Annotated in this window: 14 protein-coding genes; all 14 read right to left on the bottom strand. The window is 33.3% G+C overall.

Annotated elements, in window-relative coordinates:
• Window positions 1-152 precede the first annotated feature (152 nt).
• The 14 genes from DG435_RS24070 to DG435_RS24010 all read right to left on the bottom strand — a co-directional run bounded on the left by DG435_RS24070 (window position 153) and on the right by DG435_RS24010 (window position 24,616).
• Complete coding sequence (locus DG435_RS24070; RefSeq protein ID WP_106790808.1) at window positions 153-2,132, bottom strand: sensor histidine kinase; 1,980 nt, start codon at window positions 2,130-2,132, stop codon at window positions 153-155.
• 32 nt (window positions 2,133-2,164) lie between these two features.
• Window positions 2,165-2,320: a hypothetical protein gene (locus tag DG435_RS25760; RefSeq protein WP_159025421.1), complete on the bottom strand. Its 156-nt coding sequence runs from the start codon at window positions 2,318-2,320 to the stop codon at window positions 2,165-2,167.
• Window positions 2,321-2,902: 582 nt separating this feature from the next.
• A complete protein-coding gene (locus tag DG435_RS24065; protein WP_106790806.1) occupies window positions 2,903-3,142 on the bottom strand; it encodes a hypothetical protein in 240 nt (79 codons plus the stop codon).
• Between the two features lie 764 nt (window positions 3,143-3,906).
• Complete coding sequence (locus DG435_RS24060; RefSeq protein ID WP_106790805.1) at window positions 3,907-4,734, bottom strand: endonuclease/exonuclease/phosphatase family protein; 828 nt, start codon at window positions 4,732-4,734, stop codon at window positions 3,907-3,909.
• Between the two features lie 57 nt (window positions 4,735-4,791).
• Window positions 4,792-6,735, bottom strand: a complete 1,944-nt coding sequence (gene nagB, locus DG435_RS24055; RefSeq protein WP_106790804.1) for a glucosamine-6-phosphate deaminase — start codon at window positions 6,733-6,735, stop codon at window positions 4,792-4,794.
• 190 nt (window positions 6,736-6,925) lie between these two features.
• Window positions 6,926-7,825, bottom strand: a complete 900-nt coding sequence (locus tag DG435_RS24050; RefSeq protein ID WP_106790803.1) for an ROK family protein — start codon at window positions 7,823-7,825, stop codon at window positions 6,926-6,928.
• A gap of 10 nt (window positions 7,826-7,835) precedes the next feature.
• Window positions 7,836-9,272 carry an MFS transporter gene (locus DG435_RS24045; RefSeq protein ID WP_106790802.1) on the bottom strand — a complete coding sequence of 479 codons (1,437 nt, stop codon included), beginning with the start codon at window positions 9,270-9,272 and terminating at the stop codon, window positions 7,836-7,838.
• A gap of 291 nt (window positions 9,273-9,563) precedes the next feature.
• A complete protein-coding gene (locus DG435_RS24040) occupies window positions 9,564-11,465 on the bottom strand; it encodes a SusD/RagB family nutrient-binding outer membrane lipoprotein (RefSeq protein ID WP_106790801.1) in 1,902 nt (633 codons plus the stop codon).
• A gap of 117 nt (window positions 11,466-11,582) precedes the next feature.
• Entirely contained in the window at window positions 11,583-14,696 is a 3,114-nt protein-coding gene (locus DG435_RS24035; protein WP_106790800.1) for a SusC/RagA family TonB-linked outer membrane protein, read from the bottom strand.
• 374 nt (window positions 14,697-15,070) lie between these two features.
• Window positions 15,071-17,377: a GH92 family glycosyl hydrolase gene (locus tag DG435_RS24030; RefSeq protein ID WP_106790799.1), complete on the bottom strand. Its 2,307-nt coding sequence runs from the start codon at window positions 17,375-17,377 to the stop codon at window positions 15,071-15,073.
• 64 nt (window positions 17,378-17,441) lie between these two features.
• Window positions 17,442-19,778 carry a GH92 family glycosyl hydrolase gene (locus tag DG435_RS24025; RefSeq protein ID WP_106790798.1) on the bottom strand — a complete coding sequence of 779 codons (2,337 nt, stop codon included), beginning with the start codon at window positions 19,776-19,778 and terminating at the stop codon, window positions 17,442-17,444.
• A gap of 43 nt (window positions 19,779-19,821) precedes the next feature.
• Window positions 19,822-21,174, bottom strand: a complete 1,353-nt coding sequence (locus DG435_RS24020) for an alpha-L-fucosidase (protein ID WP_106790797.1) — start codon at window positions 21,172-21,174, stop codon at window positions 19,822-19,824.
• 18 nt (window positions 21,175-21,192) lie between these two features.
• Window positions 21,193-23,514, bottom strand: a complete 2,322-nt coding sequence (locus DG435_RS24015; RefSeq protein ID WP_369872393.1) for a family 20 glycosylhydrolase — start codon at window positions 23,512-23,514, stop codon at window positions 21,193-21,195.
• 91 nt (window positions 23,515-23,605) lie between these two features.
• A complete protein-coding gene (locus DG435_RS24010) occupies window positions 23,606-24,616 on the bottom strand; it encodes an isoaspartyl peptidase/L-asparaginase family protein (RefSeq protein WP_106790884.1) in 1,011 nt (336 codons plus the stop codon).
• Between the last annotated feature and the right edge of the window lie 2 nt (window positions 24,617-24,618).

Genomic DNA, 24,618 nt, shown 5'->3' with positions numbered 1-24,618 from the left:
TCGAAATTAGGCTTTCCATGAAAATTTACTTGTCTTCGATACAATTTTCTGTCGAAAATCACTCTGACTGACGTAAATTTTCTTACGTCGAATTCAGGTTATAAAAATAACGATACTTTGTAGAAATAAAGAGTAAGTGCCTACTAAATTGATTAGGAATTAGGGATTTGTATTTCGGCTTTAAAGCCTTTGCCTTTTTCTGAGTCAAAGATAAGTGTTCCTCGTATAGCCCGAATACGGTTTTCTGTATTTCGAAGTCCATTTTTGGATTGCATATGCTCTTCTGTTACCCCTACACCATTATCAGAATAGTTAATCGTGAGTGTATCATTAGGGTTAGAAAACCTTAATTTAACCAGGCTGGCTTGACTATGTTTCTGCATATTGGTCATCAATTCCTGTAGTACTCTGTATACCGTTATTTTTATGGTTTTATCCATCTCATCCCAATCGATCCTATCAAACCCTATGGCAATTAACTGAATCCCATTTTGGGTATAGTTTTGTAGCATATTATTCAATTCTTCTGGATAGGCCTCCCCAGTCTCGAACTCATTGTTTTCACGCGAGATATCACGTGCTTTGAGATAGGTAGTATTGAGTTTATCTTTAATGTGGGAATCATGCGGATCATTTTGATATTGCATCATTATCTGAAAAATATCATTCCCTAACTCATCATGCAATTGTTTAGAAATACGAGTTTCAGTTTCGTAACTGGCTTCAAACTGTATTATTTTATTTTGTTGATTAAGGTAATGCATTTGTTGTCTAAAAAAATAGACTATAAATCCAATCCCTGTAACCAATAGTAATATCCCAAGCAGGTAAATCGTATTTTCGTTACGAACCTCTGATATTTTTCTGTTTTTTTCTGCGTTCTCCTTTAGTAAGTTTTCATTCTCGAATCGGGTAGGCGCATAGATTTCCCGCGTCTTTTTTCGAAGTTGCATGAGTTTAAGACTAGCTTCTTTAAAACGTTGATGGTTTTCTAAAGACTCTGGATCCAGTTCGGTAATCAAAGTCAGCACTTCTAACAACCCTTCGTAGTCGCCAAAATCTTTTATACTTTGGTAGGCCTCATAAGCATGATATTTTGCTTTTCCTAAGTCTTTATTTCTATAATATTTAGCAAGATGTATGCTACTATTAAATAAACCAACTACGTTGTTTTTTTGTGACCTTATTTTATGCGCTTCCAATAGCATAGTTTCACTTTCTACATTCTTAGGATTTTGAAGAAATTTTATATAGCCCAGATTATTTAGAATTTGCGCATACCGTGTTTGTTTTTTTATTACACCCTCATTTTTTAGTAAAGATTGTAAAATACCGATACTTTTCTGATATTTTTTTTGCTCTGCCAAAATATTTGCTCGAGTGTTTTTAAAAATAGGTAGATTGCCTATTCCTATTTTCTTTTTTGCAATAGAATCTTTAATCACATCCATGATTTTATTATTCCATAAAAGAGCTTGATTATAATTTCCCAGTTCTTTAAATGTTATAGAAATATTTTGATGTAGTCCAGCCATTGTTCGATAATCAGAAGAATTCTCTAAGAATTTCAAACCATCTGTAGCGGTTGTTTTACCAGCATTATGATCTCCTAAACCAATCTGAATACTAGACATTGCCTTTAAGCATTTCCCTGCATTGATACTATCCTTAAGGTTTCTGTGAACCTTAAAAGATTGATTATAATACCTAAAAGCCTCCAAATAGTTATCAAGTTTTTTATTATAAAGTCCTAATCTATACAATGCTTTTCCTATATAAACACTATCCATATTCTGTTGAGCAAGCTGCAATAACACATAAGATTGTTCAATCGCTTTTTCAGGGCCTTTATATTTATTAAGCAGTTTGGTATACAAAGAGAGGCCTTTAAATTGTAACGAATCAATTTCCAGCTTCCTGGCTCCTTGTAAAAAATTATCCATAGCTTCAAATTTTTTCTCTTTAGCATTGGATTTCTTGAAAGCAATATCATAATAGGTATGTAAAGAATCGATCTGTTTGATTATCTGAGAAGAAGTCGAATCATTGGTAACATTATAATTACAAGAATTGAAGAGAATACCTGTTACTATACATAAAAAGAAGAGGGACGTAAACGTATACCGTTTCATCCCTCAAAAGTACTAAATTATAATGATTAAGATTAAATCTCATCATCTTCTAATACCTCATCATCTCCACTAGTACTTAATACCTCAGTTTGTAAGGTTTCGTTTTCTTTAACGCTATCATCCGGCGTACAAGAAACAATGTTGACTCCTAGGAGTATAGCTAATAGTATGTATCTTAAAGTTTTCATGTGTTAAATTTTTTGTTTTTCCAAAGTTTAGGGTACGCCCATAGGTATCAACCCCAGATCAGTATGTTGCTACATACCTATTGCCTATGGGAAATTATCGATCGGTTTTTGGGAAAGTGTGATCCTATACAGTCGCGATACCCTACTTTCCCCTTTTGGGTAGCGGCAAACTGTAGTCTGGATGTTTTCGGTGGGTCAGTTTTCGGTATTTTCTATGCAATCCAGTTGTATACCCAACAATTTGTTAAGCATACATATACTGTGGATATTGATTTTTTAGATATACTTGGTTTTCAGGTTCTTTATCCCAAAAACTATATATAGCTCTAAAAAAATCCTACATTGTTATAGAAAATACTGGTTGGTAATGTCGGTAACAGTTAGAGTATGTAATTAACTCATAAGAGATTTTACATCGTTAGATACTAGATTGATTATCCTACTCGGTTGATCATATTTGCACTTGCCAATATGGTGTGTTCATTGCTCGAATGGAAATCAATGTTTTTCTTACTATTGTTTAGTTTATCCCGGGAGACAAACTCAATCACTTATACGAATTATCATGTACTCTTATAAAGTTTACGAAACGAATTCTTTACAAGGAGTGTAACTGCCTTTGATTACTACTTCACGGAAGTTTTTACTTATAAATTGAAGTGTTCCTTCCAGTCTTTCGCCACCTAATGATTCGGTAATCACTTTTGGAAGAGGGTTAACAACCGAAGTATATAAGCCCATTCCAAGGACACATCCGAATGCATCGGTAAACAGATGGTTTCTGTCCTCCTGCCCTTTTTTAGAATTTTGATTATACTTCATTGTTTTATTTTTTGGTTATTAATTAGTATACAAATGTTCAGCATGAATACGTATTCTTTTTGCGTAGTCAATTAGTATTATTTTTCTAAAACTGAACAAATAATATAGTGTTTGTATTGAGATACAAAGATACGAATATTTTTAGGATCCTGCAACTATTTTTCAATATTAAATTATTGATTATCAGTAGTTTATATTTAAAATTAAACAAAGAAATCCCTGTCCGTTTTACAACAGATTTTGGTTATTTGGGCAATCGTCTAACTACCTGATACTTGCTTTCCAACCACTTATTCTCTATGTGCTAATTAGCTTTTATACATTCGTTTAAAATTTTACTTATTTTCTTTTAGATTGTTTTATAACATATTACTATTTAAGTCTGTTTTCATACTATTGCTTTCCATCGGTTTTATCATTTCGACCAGATTTTATGTTTTTGATATAGTTTTCATCAAAAAAATTGCAATAAAAAAAGCGTCCAATTTCTTGGACGCTTGCTATTTTATATTGTTTTCTAATTTATATCACTTCAAAAAATGATTAAAATAGTTACATAGCGTCCTCTCCTGTAGAGATTCCTTATTAATCCATCGATAATCACCTAGATTAAACCGCAATTTTAATGCCATATGTATACTATTCTGTTTCATTTTGTTATATAAAAGATAACGATTTTAGTAGTATTTTCCAAAATTAGTGCGCAAATATATGTATTTGAACATGAATTCGATACTGATAATGATCAAAATTAGTAAAGTATCTTATTCTATTCTAATGAAGACGGGTAAATGATCAGAGAGTAATAGGTTGTTCCTTCTTCTATCATCAATATTAGAATAACTATTCACTACTATATTTTTGATCAGGATGTAATCTATTCTCGAGATAATCTTTTTTTCAGAATTGAAACCATTAAAAGTTCCTATTGGCCCGTATGGACTAGTTTTACTACTCTCAAATGAATCTTCTAATTTGGTTTTCAATATTTGAATAGGTCTTGTATTTGGTAAACAGTTTAAATCGCCAATTACTGCAATACGTTCATTTTCTATTTTCATTTTTTTAATTAGTCTAAGTACTAATTTAGAAGAATTCTCCCTTGCTATCTCTCCAAGGTGGTCATAATGACAATTGAAGACATGAATAGTATCCCTAGTAGATTTATCTCTAAATTGACCATAGGTCACAATTCGCTCCATTGAGGCATCCCAACCAATAGATACTGTATCTGTTTTTTCTGAAAGCCAAAATGTTTTAGTTTCTATCAACTCAATAGTATTGATATTAAAAAACAGAGCAGCATATTCTCCTGCTTGGTGTCCATCCCCTCTACCTACACCTACAAAACTATAATTTGTTAACATAGTGTCTACATATTTTACCTGATCGTTTAATCCTTCCTGAATTCCTAAAATATCGGGAGAATAGTATTGTATCATCTGTACGACTTCTTGCTTTCTATTCTCCCACCAATTTTCGTTATCGTTAGGGTTGTTATATCTTATGTTGTAAGACATTACAGATTTTTGAGCATTGAGACTCAAAGTAACTAGTGTTAATAGAACAATCAATTTTAAATTTTTCATCATCTATTTTTGTTTGATTATTATCAACGCTAGGCTCTATAATAATTTAGTGTTGTTGATTTAAAAATAATACCTTTTAAAAGCTTCTATCCCGGCGTAATCTGTCAATCCTAATTGATGGTATTTTTTTGCAGTATCTTTATTGCGCTCTTCTGCTCTTACCCAAAACTCTCTGGCATCATCTCCTTGAAACATCACATTATCTTTTTGAGATTGATGAAAAAATATTGCTTTTCGTTTTTTTAGTACTTCATCAGGACTTAGAGGAACAGCCATTTCGATATCATGAATATCCCATTCCTGCCATGCCCCACGATACAACCATACCCAACAGTCTTTCATACACTCTTCTTTTTTGATATCTTCTATTACTTTAAACAGTATATCTAAGCAGACTTTATGAGTCCCATGAGGGTCTGCCAAATCTCCTGCAGCATATATTTGATGTGGTTTTATATCTCTTATTAACTTTGTAAGAATGGCTATATCTTTCTGATCATATGGCTTTTTCTTTACCGTTCCGGTCTCATAAAATGGTAAATCCAAAAAACTCACATGGGTATCAGGTAATCCCAGGAAACGAGTTGCTCCTAATGATTCTACTCTTCTTATTAATCCTTTAAGCGTTCTAATTGCTATAGCATCAATTGTATTTTCTTTTTTCTTTTTAAGTTCGGCAATGATAGCATCAATATTTACACTTCCTACATTTTCTAATGACATACTTTTAACAACCTCTGCATATTTAATAGCTTCTTCGTCAGATACTGCAATATTCCCCGAGGTTTGATATGCCACGTGTACCTCATGCTTTTGTTCGATCAAGCGAAGAAAAGTACCTCCCATTGAAATGACATCGTCATCAGGATGTGGACTAAGGATTAAAACTCTTTTTTTATGAGGTATGTTACGTTCTGGTCGGTTAGTATCATCTGCATTTGGCTTACCACCAGGCCATCCAGTAATAGTGGCCTGTAATTTATTGAACATACTGATATTAAGACCATAGGCCAACCCTTTTTCAGCCAACAATCCAGACATTCCGTTATCATTATAATCTTTATCTGTAAGTTTCAGTATTGGTTTTTGTACTTTCTGACTTAACCATGCAATTGACTTATTCTTGATTTTCTCATCCCATATACAAGACTCTACTAACCAAGGAGTTTTAATTCTAGTCAATTCTCCTGCTGCTTCCTGATCTAATACAAAAGTGGTATTTTTATGTTCTTGTAGATACGACGCAGGAATATCAGATTTTATCGCTCCTTCTACTGCTTCTTTTACAACGGGTGCCTTTTTATGGCCTAAGGCCATAATCACTATTCGTTTAGCTTTCTTTATGGTTCCTATTCCCATGGTAATGGCCCTTTTCGGCACATTTGCTATACCAAAAAAAGCTTCAGCAGCGTCAGATCTGGTTACATGATTTAATGTGATAATTCGTGTTCCTGAATTTGGATGTGAACCAGGTTCGTTAAATCCAATATGCCCCGTTCTTCCTATTCCTAATAACTGAAAATCTAAACCTCCTACTGCATTTATTTTTAGTTCATAATCCATACAGTATTGATGAAGGTCTTTTTGTGAAACCATACCATCTGGTATATGGATATTTTCTGGTAAGATATCTATATGATTAAATAGGTGTTCATACATGAAGTAATGATAGCTTTGCACATTAGTTCTTTCCATAGGATAGTATTCATCCAAATTAAATACTATCACGTTTGCAAAGCTTAGATTTTCCTCTTTATGAAGTCGAACTAATTCTTCGTAAACTTTAATAGGAGATGAGCCAGTAGCTAATCCCAAAACACAATAGTTTTGTTTTGCTTGTTTTTCTTTTATTAACGTGGCTATTTCTTGCGCAATTACTATAGACGCATACTCCGAGTTTTTGAATATAACATTGTGAATTTTTTCAAACTTAGTGTTCTCATAAATTCCGGCTTCTTTGTAGCTAATGTCTTTAAAACTCTTTAATTCAACTTTAGTAATCATAATAATTTGTAATTGATACTAGATTTTATAATAAAAACAATTGTATTTACTCTTATCAATATTGAATATAATGATAGTATGTCAACACAACTTAAAGTCTATGTAATGAAATCTATTATGTAATAAATTTAAAATTTCTTGTTATCCCTGAACTATACTTTTATGCTTATACACCAACGCTTCATCATCATTATAACTCATTAAAGAAGTCATTATCTATTAACCTGGCTGCACCTATCAAAGCTGCACTCTCCCTAAGTGTACTTTTGTAAATAGGTATGGTTATATCGAGTTTTTTAAATGTTTGGATTAAACCTTCTATAAAAAATACCCAGGCGTTACTAATATTACCTCCAATTACTATTGCCTCTGCTTCAAAACTTTGTAACCAAGGAGCTAAAAAAATTGCCAAATTCTCTGAAAACTCTTTAAAAATTTGTGCAGTTATAGTATTTTCTTTTTCAAATCTAATCAGTTCTTTAACTCCTGTTATTTCTTTATTTGTAAGTTCTTTATATCGTTTTTTAAACCATACAGTAGAAAAACTAGTGTCTGCAATGTCATTTCCGAATGGCAAATGATACAACTCCCCATATGGTGGAACTCCTTTTCCTTCTAATACAGGAATCCCTTTATGTAAAAAAGTAGCTCCCAGACCTGTTCCTAATGTAATTGCAATCGTTTTATTATAAGGAACCAATTCTCCTACCCAAGCTTCTCCTATTCCAAAACAGGCTGCATCATTATAAAACCGGACAGAAACAGAGGGTTTCAAGTTCAATTTCCTGATAATGTAATCTTTAAGATTAAGATTGCTTAGCATCACAAATTTGTTTTCTCCTTTGTCGGGAAAAACTCCTCTCTCATAATCAAAAGGACCAGGCATAGCTATGCCAATTCCTTTCAGTTTTTTATTTCCTAAATTATCAATAGCCATTTCTATAATCCCAATCCAGCTATCTAATATTAGATCCAAACTGGAAGCATTACTTATTTTCATTGTATAGATATTCTGTACTTGGTTCGGTACATTTTTATCTATACTAGCTACAGTGATATGACTACCTCCAATATCTACTCCTAGAACCATTTTTATATTTTTAAAGTGTGTTTTTTACTTTGTATCCAACCAAACCGTAGAAAATTAAATATCCATAGCATATTACAGGTATAAAAAAAGATAATTTAATTCCTATATAATCTGCTACTACACCTTGTAATAATGGTATTAATGCTCCTCCAACTATCATCATTACCAATAATGAGGATGCCTGACTTGTATACTTTCCCAAATCTTTTATCGCTAGAGTAAATATGTTTGACCATAAGATTGAGTTAAATGCTCCTATTGCAATTGCACTCCAAAAAGCGATCTCCCCATTACACAAGATCATGACCAATAATAATACTATAATTATTCCCACAAATAAGGTTAATACTTTTGACGGTTTAGTGCCTCCTATTAGAAAAAACAAATAGTTACTAATTAGAAAAACCACAAATAACCATATCTTGGAGAATGATAAAAATTGTAGTGAAAATGTACCAGCCTCAATCTTTATTGCAGTAATAAAATAAAGAACAAAAAAGAAAAGCACCGATAACAAAGCCATTAGGAGGTATTTTTTTCTTGTGCTAGTGATTCCACTCATAGACACCGATCCCAAAAATCTTCCAATCATAGCACCTCCCCAATAGTACGATAAAAATACTCCTGCCTCGGCTTCTTTCATTCCCATAACGGTTTCCAAGCCAAAGAAATTTATTAAAAAACTTCCAATAGATACTTCGCCACCCACGTAAAAAAAGATAGCAAACATTCCCAAAACAACATGCCTAAATTTTAATACTCCAAGTCCTTTTTCAATTTTTTCGTTATTGATAAAAGATGGTAGCTTCACAAATTTTATGATAATGGCTAATACAAAAAACAGGCTTCCATATATTAGATATGGCATCTTTAAAGAATCTACTGTGATTTCGCCATCAGAGAATACCTTATATAGAAGTATTGCACCTACAATTGGAGCTAATGTAGTACCAAAAGAGTTGAACCCCTGTGCCAGATTAAGTCTACTTGGTGCAGTTTCTGGTTTCCCTAGTATAGCCGCATATGGGTTGGCTGTAATTTGTAAAATTGTTACTCCCGAAGCAAGAACAAACAAAGCTCCCAAAAATATAGCATATCGTTGATAACTAGCTGCAGGGTAAAAAAGGCAGCAACCAATTCCACACAATATAAGTCCTATAATAATTCCGTTTTTATATCCTATTTTAGAAATGGGATCTCCTATACTTACTGAAGTAATAAAATAAATAAGAGAAATGATAAAAAAGGCTCCAAAAAAAGCAAACTGTATTAATGCAGCCTGAAAATAACTAAGTTCGAAAACTGCCTTTAAATGAGGAATTAACACATCATTCATAACCGTAATAAACCCCCATAAAAAAAACAAAAAAATAATCGCAAAAAAGGGTTTATTGTAATTGTTTTGTCTTTCTGATTTTGTGGGTTTGTAACTTGACAATATTGGCATACTATTGATAATTGTTGTTTATAAAATGGGTTATGAAAAAACTCGATAAAACCCTATGCTGTTTTAATTGACAAAATCTTATCTAAATAAGTTCTTAGATTTTTCAAATTCACTTATTCATTTTTCTGTTTTTATCGTACTAATTAATGTTTCCTCAACCGATCATTTTCAAACAATTCATTAAGTTATAGAGCAAAAAAAACTTCTTTAAAAACCCTCCTTTTATATAGGAGGGCTAGTTATTGCTATCAAAAAAATCACACTATGAGAAATACATTCAAACCAATAGTTTTATTCTTGTTTAGCCCACCATAAAGGAGTATGTACAGTATCATCTCCTCCCAAATGATTAACAGCTTGTTGATATCCATTTGGTACATTATTAGGGAAATCAGAAGGATATTTTAGCCTTTGTCCATAAAACTTCACACTATTAGTCATGAAATTACCACTATTTAATGCTGGTAAATCTGGTAATAGATTTTCAACGGCCGGGTTTTCAAAGAATGGTAAACCTAATCTTCTATGATCACTCCATGCTTCTAGGGGTAACCATGGTGTTTGGGCAATATACTTTTGTGTAATAATTTTGGTTAATAGGTCATTTTTTACAGTACCAGATTTGTAAATTGTGTTCTCTGGATAGTTAACACTAACTGATCCCGGGGTACTTGTATAGCCATCGATATAATTCATCGAGATACTTGTAGGTGGCTCTATAACATGTCCCCAACTTACAGAGGTTCCCACTCTATTATAATCTTGAGAACTTAAATATGAGCTTACATGTGAAGAAACATTTAAATGAGTAAAACTCTCGTTAATTCCTTGTTCATAAGCTGCCTGACCACTCATTGGGACGTTCCACCCTCTTACAGCAGCCTCGGCAATTAAGAAATAAGACTCCCATGAAGCAAAAAATATACGTTCGGCAGCACTATCTCTATACTTATTCGATAAACGTGGTAATGTACCCGCATATCGTAATCCATTTTTTGAACCTTTAGCTCCCCAATCACCGGTAGTCGGAGCATTCCAGGTAAATGCAGCATCTATTTCAACAACAACATTGTCTGTATCATCAAGTAAATCTCTCTTAGTTGTAGTTGCAGCATCAGACCAAGAAGGGTATGTATTAAAATCTGGATCATCAAAATCTCCAGGGATTTTATACATCGCATACGCTCTCGGGTCTATACTACTGTGTAATCCATCAAACCAAAAACCCGCAGAAGGATCATTGGTCATTGTTGTAAAATGATCTTCAAATTTTAATCCGATATAATTAGCTGGTTTTATATTCGTATGTTTATCTACTGGCAATAAATCCTGAGATGTTATACCTCCTAAACCGATCATTAAATTATTAAGAGTCGGAGATAAATACTGGTTGTTCCATTGTCTAGTCATTACTCCAGTATAAGAATTCCACCCATCTACTTCCTGAACCTCAAAATTATCTGCTAAAGATGCTATATACACGTCACTCACCGCATCTTCAAACTCCTGTTGTGCTTTAGAAGGATCTACTTCAGATAATCTCATCGCCAAACGCATTCTTAATGAATTAGCATATTTCCTCCATTTGGTATAATCATATCCATACGCAGGGTCAAGTTTCTCTAATCCACTTGGATTAATAATTGAGACATCTAATTCTGCTGCGGCCTCTTTCAGCTCAGACAAAAGGTAATAATACACATCTTTTACACTATTATATTCGGGGTTTTCTCCTTGAAAACCCTGAATAGGGATAGGTCCAAAATTGTCACTCATTTCACTCATAACATACGCTCTCCAAATTCTTGCGACTTGCTTCAAATTAGCAGTATATTCTTTGTCTATTCCAGAATTGATATGAACATCTGCTATTTTAATTCCAGAATTAATATCATTTAACCATTTAGAAACATATCTGTTATAATAGTCACTAGTCCATCCATCATTTTGAAATCCTTCAGATAATGTTCCAATTCTATCCATTCGTCCTGCATCTTTCCAATACAATACAAAAACTCGTTCTGCAATATGTGGGTCTTGTTGCGCTTCTCCAATAGAATTATTTATAAAATATTCTATCTGCACTTGATCTTCATTAGCTGCTATAGGGTCTACATTGATTTCTTCAAAATCTGAACATGAAAACATCAACAAGCTCAAAAGCAAAGCTGTTTTTTTTAATATTTTTTTCATCTGTTTAAATTTATTTTTTTCTAATTATCAGATGGAATTCACCATTAAACATTTCAGTTAGGAAGTAACTTGATTGTTCTGGTTCATTTCATAATTATATTCAACTACATTAATTTTTTAAAAACTTACCGATACATTCAAAATTATACTACGTGTTGTTGGAGATGAAAGGCTTTCAAAACCTGTAGCATTAGTTGAGGTTGCATAAACTGATTCTGGATCAACACCATTTAAATGACTTTTAATCATCCAAACATTGTTAGCAGAAATTCCTAATGTCATCTTTTGAATTTCTATTTTTTCTAGCCATTTAGATGGAAGAGAATACCTTAAGTTTACATTTCTTAATCGAATATTCGTAGCATCATAAATATTAGCTTCATTTATCCCTAAATTACCAGATCTACCTGTAATTGCTGTCCAATAATTCTCAGGAGAAACAGCTACTGTATTTGTTGTAAAATTACCACTACCATCATCTACTACTCCATCAACCAAAATATCTTCTCTCTCCCCATTTACTACTGTAACAGCAGCACTACCGGTTTCTTGTAGCGCTAGATTCGTTCCTGAAAAGATTTCTCCTCCTAAACGAGCATCTATCAAGAATCCAAGGGATATATTTTTATAAGTAAATGTGTTGGAAAATCCAATCATAGCATCTGGTTGTTGATTTCCCAAATTGAAGCTCTCTTCGGTTGCCAAAGGCAATCCATCTCCATCAACAATTATTTTACCAAAATTTACATCAGATGGATCTTCTACTCTTCTATATTTGGTTCCCCATATTTCGCCATAACCTCCTCCTTTAAATGCTAGGATCGATAAATTATCAAATCCTCCCAAACGATATTTTGTGACCTCATCTGTGAGTTCCTGTATCGTATTTTTATTGGTTGAATAATTAAGATTAGTATCCCATGAAAATCCTTTCAGGTTATCAAGTATTTTTCCACTTATCCCTAATTCATACCCTTCATTTTGTATATCACCTGCATTAATAATTTCAGAATTAAAACCACTTAATGGATCTAGAGGAAGCTCTATTAATTGATTAGTAGCATTAGATTTATACCACGCAAAATCAATAGCTAAGCGACTATTAAAAAATCGCCCTTCAAACCCAACTTCTAACGTTTTAATCAATTCATTTTTTACATCAGAGTTAAATAAGACATCACCACTAGTAGCCGTTGTATTATCATTGGGATCGCTCCCTATTGTATAAAAATTGTAGAGTTTATATGCATCTAGATCATTTCCTACTGAAGCATATGAAGCTCTAATTTTACTAAAATTTAACCACTCTGGTAGTTCATTAAACATTTCTGTAAACACTAAAGAGGTACTTATAGATGGATAGAAAAATGATCGATTCGCTTTGCTTAATGTAGAGGACCAATCATTACGACCAGTTGCTTCAATAAAGAAATAACCTCCATAATTTAGTTGTAATGAACCATATAGAGAATTAATCTTTTTTTCACTAAAAATTTGTTCTATAGTCGCATTATTTATTCCATTATTTAATGAAAATAAATTTGGAACTTCAAGATCTCCAGAATTAGAACTTAATCCACTAACTCTATTTGACATTAAATTTCCTCCTAAAGTCAATACACCGCCAAACTCTCCAACAATATTATTCTTTGAAGCCGTAAGTAAAGCACTATAATTTTTTTCTATAAATGTATTTTTTCCTAAAGAATATCTCCCAGTAGTAGAAAGAGGACTACCAGAATACAATTTAGACTCTGTATTAGTAGTATACAAATCGGCGCCTGCTTTAATCTCAGCACTTAACCATTCGGTCATTTCATACTTTAATGAGCCATTTAATAAAAAGCGATCCCTCGAATCTTCACTTAAATTCTTCTCTGTTAACCAATATGGGTTTACTGCATTAGTATCCAAATACCATCTCATAGTATTTGATTGATCTGTATGCATTTCAAATTCTGCAATATTCAATGATCTTGGCAATAGAGCTACCGTACGATAGGGGTTACTGATATTTGTTCCATTTAACGGCCTGTTTTCTGCTTTTAAGTTGGTATATTGTACTTTAACATCTGTAGTCCATTTATTTTCTTTACCAAATTTAGATACTGCTCTTGTTAATAAGTTTAGTCTTTCGAGAGTAGCTCCCGGGATATTACTATCATCATTTAAAAAGTTTATCGAAGAATAAACCGATGTAGCATCAGTAACCTGCTGCTGAAATGAAATACTATACGTCTGATTAAATCCTCCGTTATAATAATGGTCTAAATTATCATGCGCTTTTAACGCAACTTGTTTCCCTTCCCAATCCTCTACTGATTGTCCTTCAATTTTTGGTCCCCAACTTGAAACCGATTGGTTTTCAAAAATTCCATTCCCTCCTTGTCCGAAAGAGTTTTGAATTTCTGGTTTTAAAAATATACTTTGAAATCCTGTAGTTGCAGAAAATGTTATCCCTAATCCTTGTCTTGATTTTCCCGTCTTCGTTGTAATTAGTATTACACCATTCCCGGCACGTGACCCGTACAATGCTGCGGCAGCTCCTCCTTTTAACACAGAAATGCTTTCTATATCTTCTGGGTTTAAATCTCCTAAACCATTTCCTAAATCTTGTGAGGGGTTAAAAAAATCATTTTCGGTAGCTCCTGTAAAATTGTTCATTGGTATTCCGTCAACTACAATTAATGGTTGGTTGTCTCCTGTAAGAGAGCTATTTCCTCTTAATACAATTTTTGAAGAACCTGCTGGGCCATTACTCCCTCTTACAATTTGAAGTCCGGCTACTTTACCAGAAATTGAGTTTGCCAAATTATTCTCTCTTGCTTCTAACACATCAGCACCTTTTACTTCTTGCACAGAATACCCTAGAGATTTTCTCGCTCTTTTAATTCCCAAAGCTGTAACAACAACTTCGCCTAATTGCTCAGTATCTCCAATTAATGATACTTTAATTTCGGATTGCCCATTTATAGGTATTTCCTTTTCTTCAAATCCAAGAGAAGAAAATATTAATATACCCGATGGATCCGAAACTACAACAGTATAATTCCCATCAAAATCTGTTGATGTACCATTAGATGTTCCTTTTTCAATTACATTCACCCCAACTAGTGGTACCCCGTCTTCACCCGTTACAATACCAGAAACGGTTTTTTTACTTTGTGCTAATGTTATATTACTTGACAAACACAACGCAATTGTTAAAAAAATCAGTAATTTATCAATCATACTATCTTCTTTTAGTTAATTTATTTCTATATCGACAGTACAAATGTTACTTTAATGCTAATTTTTATATAAATTTTTCGATCAATGACAACTCAAAAAGGGTAGATAACATCGAATTGATTCATAAAATTTTGTAGATATTGACAAATCAACCGTTTTCAAATCATACCATTTTCATGTTATAGTTTCTCATGCAGTTATTTCTATATTTAATATGATCATTATCCAATGATATAAAAACCAAATTGAATTAATATTTTTCATGTTTTATATCAAATAGTAAGTTAGTTTATCTTTACTATGAAGTGCAAAAAGTACTTTAATTGATCAAAAACAATTATTTTTTGCCAGAATCAAAAAAGTTTAAATCTCTTCTATTTCAAAACAAACTGTAATCTTCCTTTGCTAATTAATTCCTGATGTGAGATAAAATAATCCTGATACTCTTTATCATTTACCATAACTGCATCTATAAAAGCTTCTTTTTCAAGGGTAGTAGAGGTGATTACGATCTCATCATTTTTATAATATTCTGTATCTAAATGAATTGTAATTTTTTCAAACTTTGGAGTACAAAACGTATATATGGGTTGGGCAGGTGAAACTGGATATATCCCCATCATCGAAAATATAGCCCAAGTAGACATGGTACCTGTGTCATCATTTCCTGGCAACCCATCCGGAGTATTTTTATAATGCATTTCCAAGAGTTCATTGACTATTTTTTGTGTTCTCCATTCTTCCCCTTTTATATAATTAAACAAGAAAGGATATGCTATATCTGGCTCATTAGCCATGTCGTATTGCTTATTGTCAAAAACCTTCTGTAATTGTTCTAAAAATGGTTGATCACCTCCCATAAGTTTTTTTAATCCCGAGATATCGTGTGGAACCATAAAAGTATATTGCCAGGCATTTCCTTCTATAAATCCAGGATTTTTTACAAAATTAGCTCCGGTATCAGGGTTATATGGAGATAACCAGTTTCCATCATCATTTTTAGGTCGTAATAAATTGAATTCTTTATCAAAAAGATTCCTGTATGTTAATGATCGGTTTGAAAAACGTAAGTGATCTTCTTCTTTTCCCAGTTCTTTAGCTAGCTGTGCTATAGCAAAATCTGTAATATTATATTCTTGTGTGGTAGATACTGATCCACTATTAGTTGTTTTTGTGGTGAGATATCCTTTTTCGATATAGTCTTTGATACCAGGACGCAGTGGGTTATTCTGTAATTGATCTGCACTTTTAAGCATAGCTTTATATGCTTTTTCAACATCAAAATCCTTAATTCCCCTGAGATACGTATCAGCAATTATGATTCCTGCCGGATCTCCAACCATGGTTGTTGTTTCTGTAGCATTTAACTCCCACTTGGGTAACCACCCTGTTTCATCATAAATCTGCAACATACTCTTGATCATATCTGATTGTTGTTTTGGGTATACCAAGCTCATTAACTGATGTAAATTCCTATAGGTATCCCATAGTGAAAAAACAGTATATCTGGTTCCTTTTGTTTTTAAAGTTTCCCTGGTTTTCATTTTAGGGTATTCTCCATTTATATCATTCAAGGTATTTGGATGTATAAGTGTATGATATAGGGCCGTATAGAATTTTATTTTATCCTCTTTTTTCCCTCCTTCTACTTCAATTTTTGACAAGTATTGATTCCAGTTTTCCTTGGTTTCTTGTCGAATTTGATCAAAAGTTTTACCTGAAGTTTCTTTTTCTAAATTTTCTCTGGCATTCTCAATACTTACATACGAGATTCCTACTTTCATTTCTACTTGTGTAGAGGCTTCAAAATGATACTTCATATATCCTCCAATACTATCTCCTACTACCTCTTTTGTGTATCCTTTCTTTATTCTTTCTTTTCCATTATACCCCATCCACTGTGCTTCAACTCCCTTGTATTTCTTTGGTTTTTTCCACACTCCAAATTCGTCTGCTGGTCTTGAAAATCGAGCTACGAAATATACCGGATATGCTTCTTCTGGTTTATAATAACAAAATGATCCTACAGAACGTATTCCTTCTATTTCTGTTGAAGATACTATTTTGATCATTCCTCCCTGTTCATTCGTAAGCCCTAATCCCAGATTGAGTACTATATTAGATTCTCCTCTTGGGAAAGTATATTTGCTTATTCCTGTTCTGGTTGTAGCTGTTGTCTCTACTTTAATATTATATTTATCCAATACATTAGAATAGTAACCTACTTTTGCAATTTCATTAGAATAAGTGCTCCCATATAAAGAATGGTCGGTTTGGATTACTCCTGTGGTTGGCATTGCGAGGATCACCCCTAATTCTGGACATCCTACCCCACTAAGGTTTACATGACTAAAACCTGTTAAATAATTATTTTCGTGAACATAAGGTGTAGAAAACCAACGACTATCTTTTTCTAAAGGAAGATTTTGTTGTCCTGCTACATTAAAAGGGGAGACACTTGCCATTCCTCTTACTGCAATCGGTCCTGGATTGGTTGTTCCAAAGTTTGAGGTTCCGATAAACGGATTTACATACTCTGTAAAATCAATTGACAACTTTTTAGATGTATTATTTTCTTTTGTATTTTCTACTTTAGTCTTCTCTTGGCAAGAGAAAAACAATACTATAATTATTACCCATAGCTTCAAAAAATACGTCTTTTTAAAAACAATACTATTCATCTTCTCTAATCTTTATATAACGCCTTCGAGATGTAATCCATGAAGGTCTCTTTTATAATTAAAACTATTCCTTACTTAAAGAATATGGCACTTCTTCACTTGAGTTTGCCCAATCTTTATTTGGGGTATTAGCCATTTTGAAATCTAAATATCCGCCTTGCTGAATTACTTCATAATTCAAATAACTATTCTGATATGCTTTTCCGTTTAATGAAACGGACTGGATATAAACATTTTCTTGATTATTTTCTAGAGCATTGATTACAAATTCATTTCCATTTTCTAATGTAATTACAGCTTTCTTAAACAATGGACTTCCTATTACATATTGGTTTACTCCCGGGGTAACCGGATAAAACCCTAATGCACTAAAAACATACCAGGCAGAGGTTTGTCCATTATCCTCATCTCCACAATACCCATCTGGTGTTGCCGAATATAGCTTAGTTAACACTTCACGTATTTTTTCTTGAGTTTTATACGCAGCATTAGCATAATTATAGAGGTAAATCATATGTTGGATAGGTTGATTACCATGAGCATAGTTCCCCATATTTACAATTTGCATTTCTCTAATTTCATGAATTGTAAACCCGTAGTAAGAAGCGTCGAATTCGGGCGGCATATTAAACACATGATCCAGCTGCTTTTCGAATTCAGGTTTCCCTCCCATTAGCTCAATCAAACCTTCTATGTCATGAAAAACAGACCATGTATAATGCAAACTATTACCTTCAGTAAAGGCATCTCCCCATTTTAAAGGGTTAAAAGGAGATTGAAAACTACCATCTTCATTCTTTCCTCTCATCAGTTTGGTAGTAGGATCAAACAAATTTTTATAATTTTTGGATCGTTCATAGAATGTTTTTGCGATCTCTTTTTTTCCTAATTTTTCTGCCATTTTAGCAATGGTAAAATCGGCATATGCATATTCTAATGTTCTTGCTGCATTTTCATTGATGTTAACATCATAAGGAACATATCCAAGTTTATTATAATATGTTATTCCTTCTCTTCCTACAGAACGTATTTCCTTACCATTAGACAATGGACGTCCTTCTGATGTTGTTGCATTTTTTAGGATCGCTTCGAATAAAGTTTCTATGTCTATGTTAGGAATTTCTTTTAAAAATGCGTCTGCTATTATTGGTGTTGAATTAGAGCCAATCATACAATCTCTATGTCCAGGGCTAGCCCATTCGGGAAGCCATCCCGATTCTTTATATGTATTGGCCAACCCTTCCATTATATGACTATTCAATTCTGGGTACATCATATTGAAAAATGGGAATACTGCTCTAAAGGTATCCCAAAATCCATTATCCGTAAACATATAACCTGGTAGCACTTTCCCATTATATGGACTATAGTGTACCACCTCGTTCTTTTCATTGAATTCATAGAATTTCCTTGGAAAAAGTAACACTCTATATAGACAGGAATAAAAAGTTTTAATATGATCTAAATTATCATCTTCTATCTTAATTCTGCTTAACTCTTTTTCCCAAGCCTTTTTGGCCTTTATTTGAGTTTGTTGGAATGTATCGTTTCCTATTTCCCGGTTTAAATTTAATTGTGCTTGTTCTGGACTAATAAAGGATGATGCTACTTTTACATGTATCATTTCTCCTTTTTTAGTTTCAAAACCTATTATAGCACCCACATGCTCCCCTTCATTTTCTTTTGAATTTTCTACTAATTTCCAGCCATCTCCCCAGGTATGATTTATTTCAAAATCTTTATCAAATTCGGCTACAAAATAATTATAAAAATTATCTGGAACACCTCCACTATTATTTCTACAATACCCAATTATCTTACGTTCTTCTGGAATAATTTTCACCATAGAACCTTTAAAAAAGGCATCCAGCAAAATATAGGATTGTTCAGCTTCGGGAAATGTAAATTTAAAATGTGCTGCTCGCTCTGTAGGTGTAACTTCGGTTACCACATCATAATCTGCTAAATACACCTTGTAATGATATGGTTTTACGGTTTCTGCTTTATGAGAAAACCAGGAGGCTCTTTCATCTTCTTTATACTTGAGATCTCCTGTTACAGCCATCACTGAAAATGCTGCGTAATCGTTGATCCAAGGGCTTGGTTGATGCGTTTGTTTTATTCCTCTTATTTTGTTCTCATCATATTTATAAGTCCATCCATCTCCCATTTTTGAAGTCATGGGTGTCCAGAAATTCATTGCCCAGGGAGTTGCAATTGCAGGGTAGGTATTACCATTAGATAAGTCAAAAGCTGAGTCGGTTCCCATTAATGGGTTCACATAATCTACCAAACTTTGTGTTAGAACGGTTTCTTTACTCTCTGTCTTTTCTATATTTTGTTCTTTACAGGATAGTATTGATATCACCATCAAACAACTCCATATTAGTCTACCTTTCATCTTTTACTTCTTTTTATGTATTAACCTGCTATATCACCTATTGTTAATTCAATTCTACAGCATTTCCATGACCTCTATACAACTTCAATTCTCCTTCTAATTCTACTTCCAAAACAGTTACATAGGTATTTAAGTTTTCATTTTTAGGGACTTCTATTCTTACAATTCCCGGAATATTGTTCCAGGACGCTCCTCCGTTTCGAACAAAAGTTAATTCTTGTTCTTTTCCGACTACTTTAATTGATTTTATTTTATTCTGAATTCCTTTTAAAGAGATATAATTTTTAGGCTCATCAAACAGGCATAAATACAATTTTGTAGTATCCTTACTTAGTAGTGTAGGGCCATAAAAGTGACCATATGGCAATCCTGCTTTAGTGCCAAAAACAACTTTTTTATGAGTATTAATCCAATTTCCTAGTACTTCTAATCGTTCTTCTTGTTCTTTAGGAATTGTTCCGTCTGGTTTCATTCCAATATTAAGCAGTAAGTTTCCTCCTGAAGCTATTACCTCAACAAAGGTTCTTATAATCTGGGAGAAAGGCTTATAGTTCGTATCCGAAGGAAAATACCCCCAATTATCATTCATGGTCATACAAAATTCCCAAGGACCTTTTGGCCTTACCACAGGAATCCCTTGTTCTGGAGTACTATAATCTCCATATGTTTTTAAGCGAGAATTTACAATAGTTTTAGGGTTCCAGGATAGTAATGAGTCTTTTAATGATTGCGCTCTCCATTCTTCACTTGATTTTTCCCAATCTCCATCAAACCAATATAAATCTGGTTGATATCGATTACTTAGTTCTTTTAATTGTCCTTTGTAAAATCTAACAAAACGTTCCCATCTTGTTAGGTTCTCCAATCCTTTTTGAGGGTAATCATTTTTAGTATCAGGCCTTGGGAATACAACATCATAATCAGGGTGTGACCAATCACATAAAGAATAGTATAATCCTACTTTTAATCCTTCATTCCTAAGTGCTTCTACATAAGGAGCTATTAAATCTCTATTAGCAGGTGTTTTTTCTTTAACATTTAGATCACTGTATTTGGTATCCCATAAAGCTATTCCATCATGGTGTTTGGTAGTCATTACAGAATATCTCGCTCCAATTTTCTTAAACAGTTTAGCCCATTTTACAGGGTCATATTGTTTAGCTGTAAATCCATTGCCCTGCTTCATATACTCTTCATATGAGATTTTTTTGTGATATAATGACCAGGATTCTGCTATTCCATTCACGCCATAATATCCCCAGTGAATGAATATTCCTAGTTTGGCATCTTCAAACCAGGATAATCGTTCTTTTTCTGTTGGCTTTTCGTTTTGTGCAACTATCAGATTTCCTGTAATCAACAAAACAAGCATGCAAATCGTTCTTATATATTTCATCTGATTCACCTTAAAATATCAATTAATTAAAATTTCATCTATAAATAACCAGGTATCTCCTCCTCTTGGGTTTTCTTTTAAATTTGCTATTTTCACTTTAATAAATCTTGCAACATGCTTTTCTAAATTAATTTTAAAGTCTTTTAATTCAATAATAGAATTAGCCGCATAGGATCGTTTTACTTCTCCTACTTTTTTAAAGTCTTTTCCGTCTATTCCTGTAAAAACTTCTATTGCTACCGGGAAATATATTCCCGGGCCTTGATGTTCCATTGATCCAACAATTACCTGATTTATGGTATCTTCTTTTTTAAGATCTATGATCACTTCCATATCATCCTTTAACCATGCCTGCCATTGCCCATCCTGAAAATTTTTGGTTCCTCTTAGAGTATTTACCAATGTAGATTTTCCTGTTCCCGTATATCGATCACTATAAGGAATAGTATACACTACATTACTGACTACTCCTTTATGAAATACAATGGTGTCCTGAAATACTTTACCAATCGGTTTGTTCTCTTTAAATATTGATGCCTTAACTATTGTAGTTTGGGTTAATATAATTGGTTTCTCATATTTAACAGGAGTATCCTCTAATCTATTATTATTCAATACATATCGTATATCTGCATTAATGTATTCGCTTTGTAGTGTTAATGAAACTGATTTCTTTTCTAAATTTGTTTCGACTTCTGGTCGTATTAAATAAGAGCTTTTAGCATAATTAATTCCTAAATATTCATACCGTTGAAACATACTGGTAATTCTTTTTGAAAAATCATCCCAATTTTTTTGATTTTTAGCACTCCATACTGCTTCTGACAAGGCTGCTAATCTTGGGTAAATCATATACTGGGAGTGTTCTTCTGTGGAGATATACTCTGACCATAAGTTTGCTTGCCCACCAAGCACATGCTCAGCTTCTTCTTCTGTCATTGAATCTACTACAGGATCAAATTGATATACTTTACTTAATGGTGTGTATCCACCTATTGCTAATGGTTCTTCATTTTGTGGTCCTTGATAATGATCAAAATAGCAATGAGTTCCAGGTGTCATGACTACATCATGTCCTTGTGCTGCAGCTTCTAGTCCTCCTTTTACGCCTCTCCAACTCATTACAGTAGCATCAGGAGCTAATCCTCCTTCCAAAATCTCATCCCAACCTACTAATTTCTTACCATGAGAATTTATAAATTTCTCCATTCGTTTTACAAAATAGCTCTGTAATTCTTCTTCGTTTTGCAATCCTTTTTCTGTTATTCGTTTCTGGCAATGCTGGCATTTCTCCCAATTAGTTTTAGTCGCCTCATCCCCACCTATGTGTATATATTTTGAAGGAAATATTTCCATAACCTCAACTAATACATCTTCTAAAAAAGTAAACGTACTTTCTTTTCCTGCACAATATATATCTGTAATTGGCCAAACTCCACCTGAGGGTACTCCTATTGGATTTTCAAAACATGATAAATGTGGGTATGCGGCAATCGCACTAGATATGTGAGCGGGCATTTCTATTTCGGGTATAACCTCTACATTTCTAGATTGTGCATATTGAACTATTTCTTTTAATTCTTCTTGAGTCAAAAAACCTCCATAAGTACCTTTATCTTCTGATTTCACAGGTAGTCTGGCATTCCAATGTAAATTCTCCTGATCTACTCTCCATGCCCCTATCTCGGTGAGTTTTGGGTATTTTTTTATTTCTATTCGCCATCCCTGATCATCAACCAGATGCAGGTGTAACACATTCATCTTATGCATAGCTAAACCATCAATTACCTCCTTGATGTATTCTTTATCAAAAAAATGACGAGAGATATCTAACATTAATCCTCTCCATTTAAAACGAGGGGTATCTTTAATTTCTACATTCGGAATTTCCCAGGTTTTATTTTCTAATTTAGCTTTGCTTTCTATCTCGGGAGGTAATAATTGACGTATTGTTTGTATTGCATATGAAAAACCTGATGGACTATTTGCCTTGATTTCTATACGATTGTTATCTATCTTAAGCTCATATGCTTCTGGTTTACTGGTTTTGTCAATTGTAAAGACTACATAATTCTTTTTGGGCTGTTCTTCTGTTATCATTAAATCCCATCCTGCTGCTGTTTTAAAGTTCTCTTTTAAGGCATGAATCGGTTCTTTGGATATATTATTTGAAATAAAAAACTTAGTATTTTCATTAAATTCGAATACTCCAGGATTAATTTTAATCATTTCTGGTTTAGGAATGATTTTAATATCCTCCTCTGTATATATTCTCTTTTCATTGGTTTTACAACCTAATACCAATAGAATGGCTATGAATATTGTGAGTTGTTTCATCATAATATGGTTTTTGTGTTGATTTAATCTGAACACCTTGTTATACTTATCTTTAATCGACCTGGGCTAGTATTATCTAAAACCACCTTCATTTCTAATTTTCCCAAGCCATTTTAAACGGAGCATCTTCTAATCTATTTCCTTTTTCTATATCATTTACGGCATAATTAAAACCTGACCTAAGGCTGTACCCACCATATTCTCCATTTTTATTTAATGCAATAAATCCAACCTGAAGGTATTCAAGATCTTTATGGTTTTTATGTACTTTATAAATTCTCTCTACTATTTCTTTACATGCTTCTGCAGGGGATTTCCCTTGACGCATTAATTCTACTACCATAGCACTTCCTGCAGTACGTATCACAGCTTCACCTAAACCTGTTGCTGCAGCTGCTCCAACTTCATTATCCAGAAATAAACCGGCTCCAATTATTGGAGAATCTCCCACTCTTCCATGCATTTTCCAGGCCGCACCACTGGTTGTACACGCTCCTGATATATTTCCATCCTCATCTAGAGCCAGCATACTTATCGTATCATGGTTTTCGATATTTATTACCGGCTTATAATCAGATTTTTGTAACCATTCTTCGTATGCTTTTTTGGTTTCTGGAGTTAATAAGTTTTCTTTTTCAAACCCTTGATTTAATGCAAATTGCAATGCTCCCTGACCGGTTAACATAACATGTGGTGTTTCTTCCATTACTTTTCGAGCTACAGAAATAGGGTGTTTGATATGTTGCAAAAAAGATACGGCTCCGCAATTGCTATTATGATCCATTATACAAGCATCCAAAGTGACATTACCTTCTCTATCAGGAAACCCTCCTATCCCAACACTTTGGTTTTTTGGATCTGCTTCTGTTACCCGTACTCCTTGTTCTACTGCATCCAATGCATTCCCTCCTTTACTTAATATTTTCCATGCCTCATCATTGGCTGCAATACCATGATTCCAGGTCGAAATAACTATGGGTTTTACACTCTTTTTAATTTCTTTTTCTTCCTTAATGACAGCTGTTTCTCCTTCTTTTTCATTTGTTTTACAACCAAAAGTTGTTAGTATTAAAAAAAGTGATACGTAGCAATACTTAGTGTTAATTC

Origin of the sequence: Aquimarina sp. Aq78 (assembly GCF_900299525.1) — a bacterium.
Lineage (GTDB): Bacteria > Bacteroidota > Bacteroidia > Flavobacteriales > Flavobacteriaceae > Aquimarina.
The sequence above is the reverse complement of the archived record's forward strand: the minus strand, read 5'-3'. Positions and strand labels throughout refer to the sequence as shown.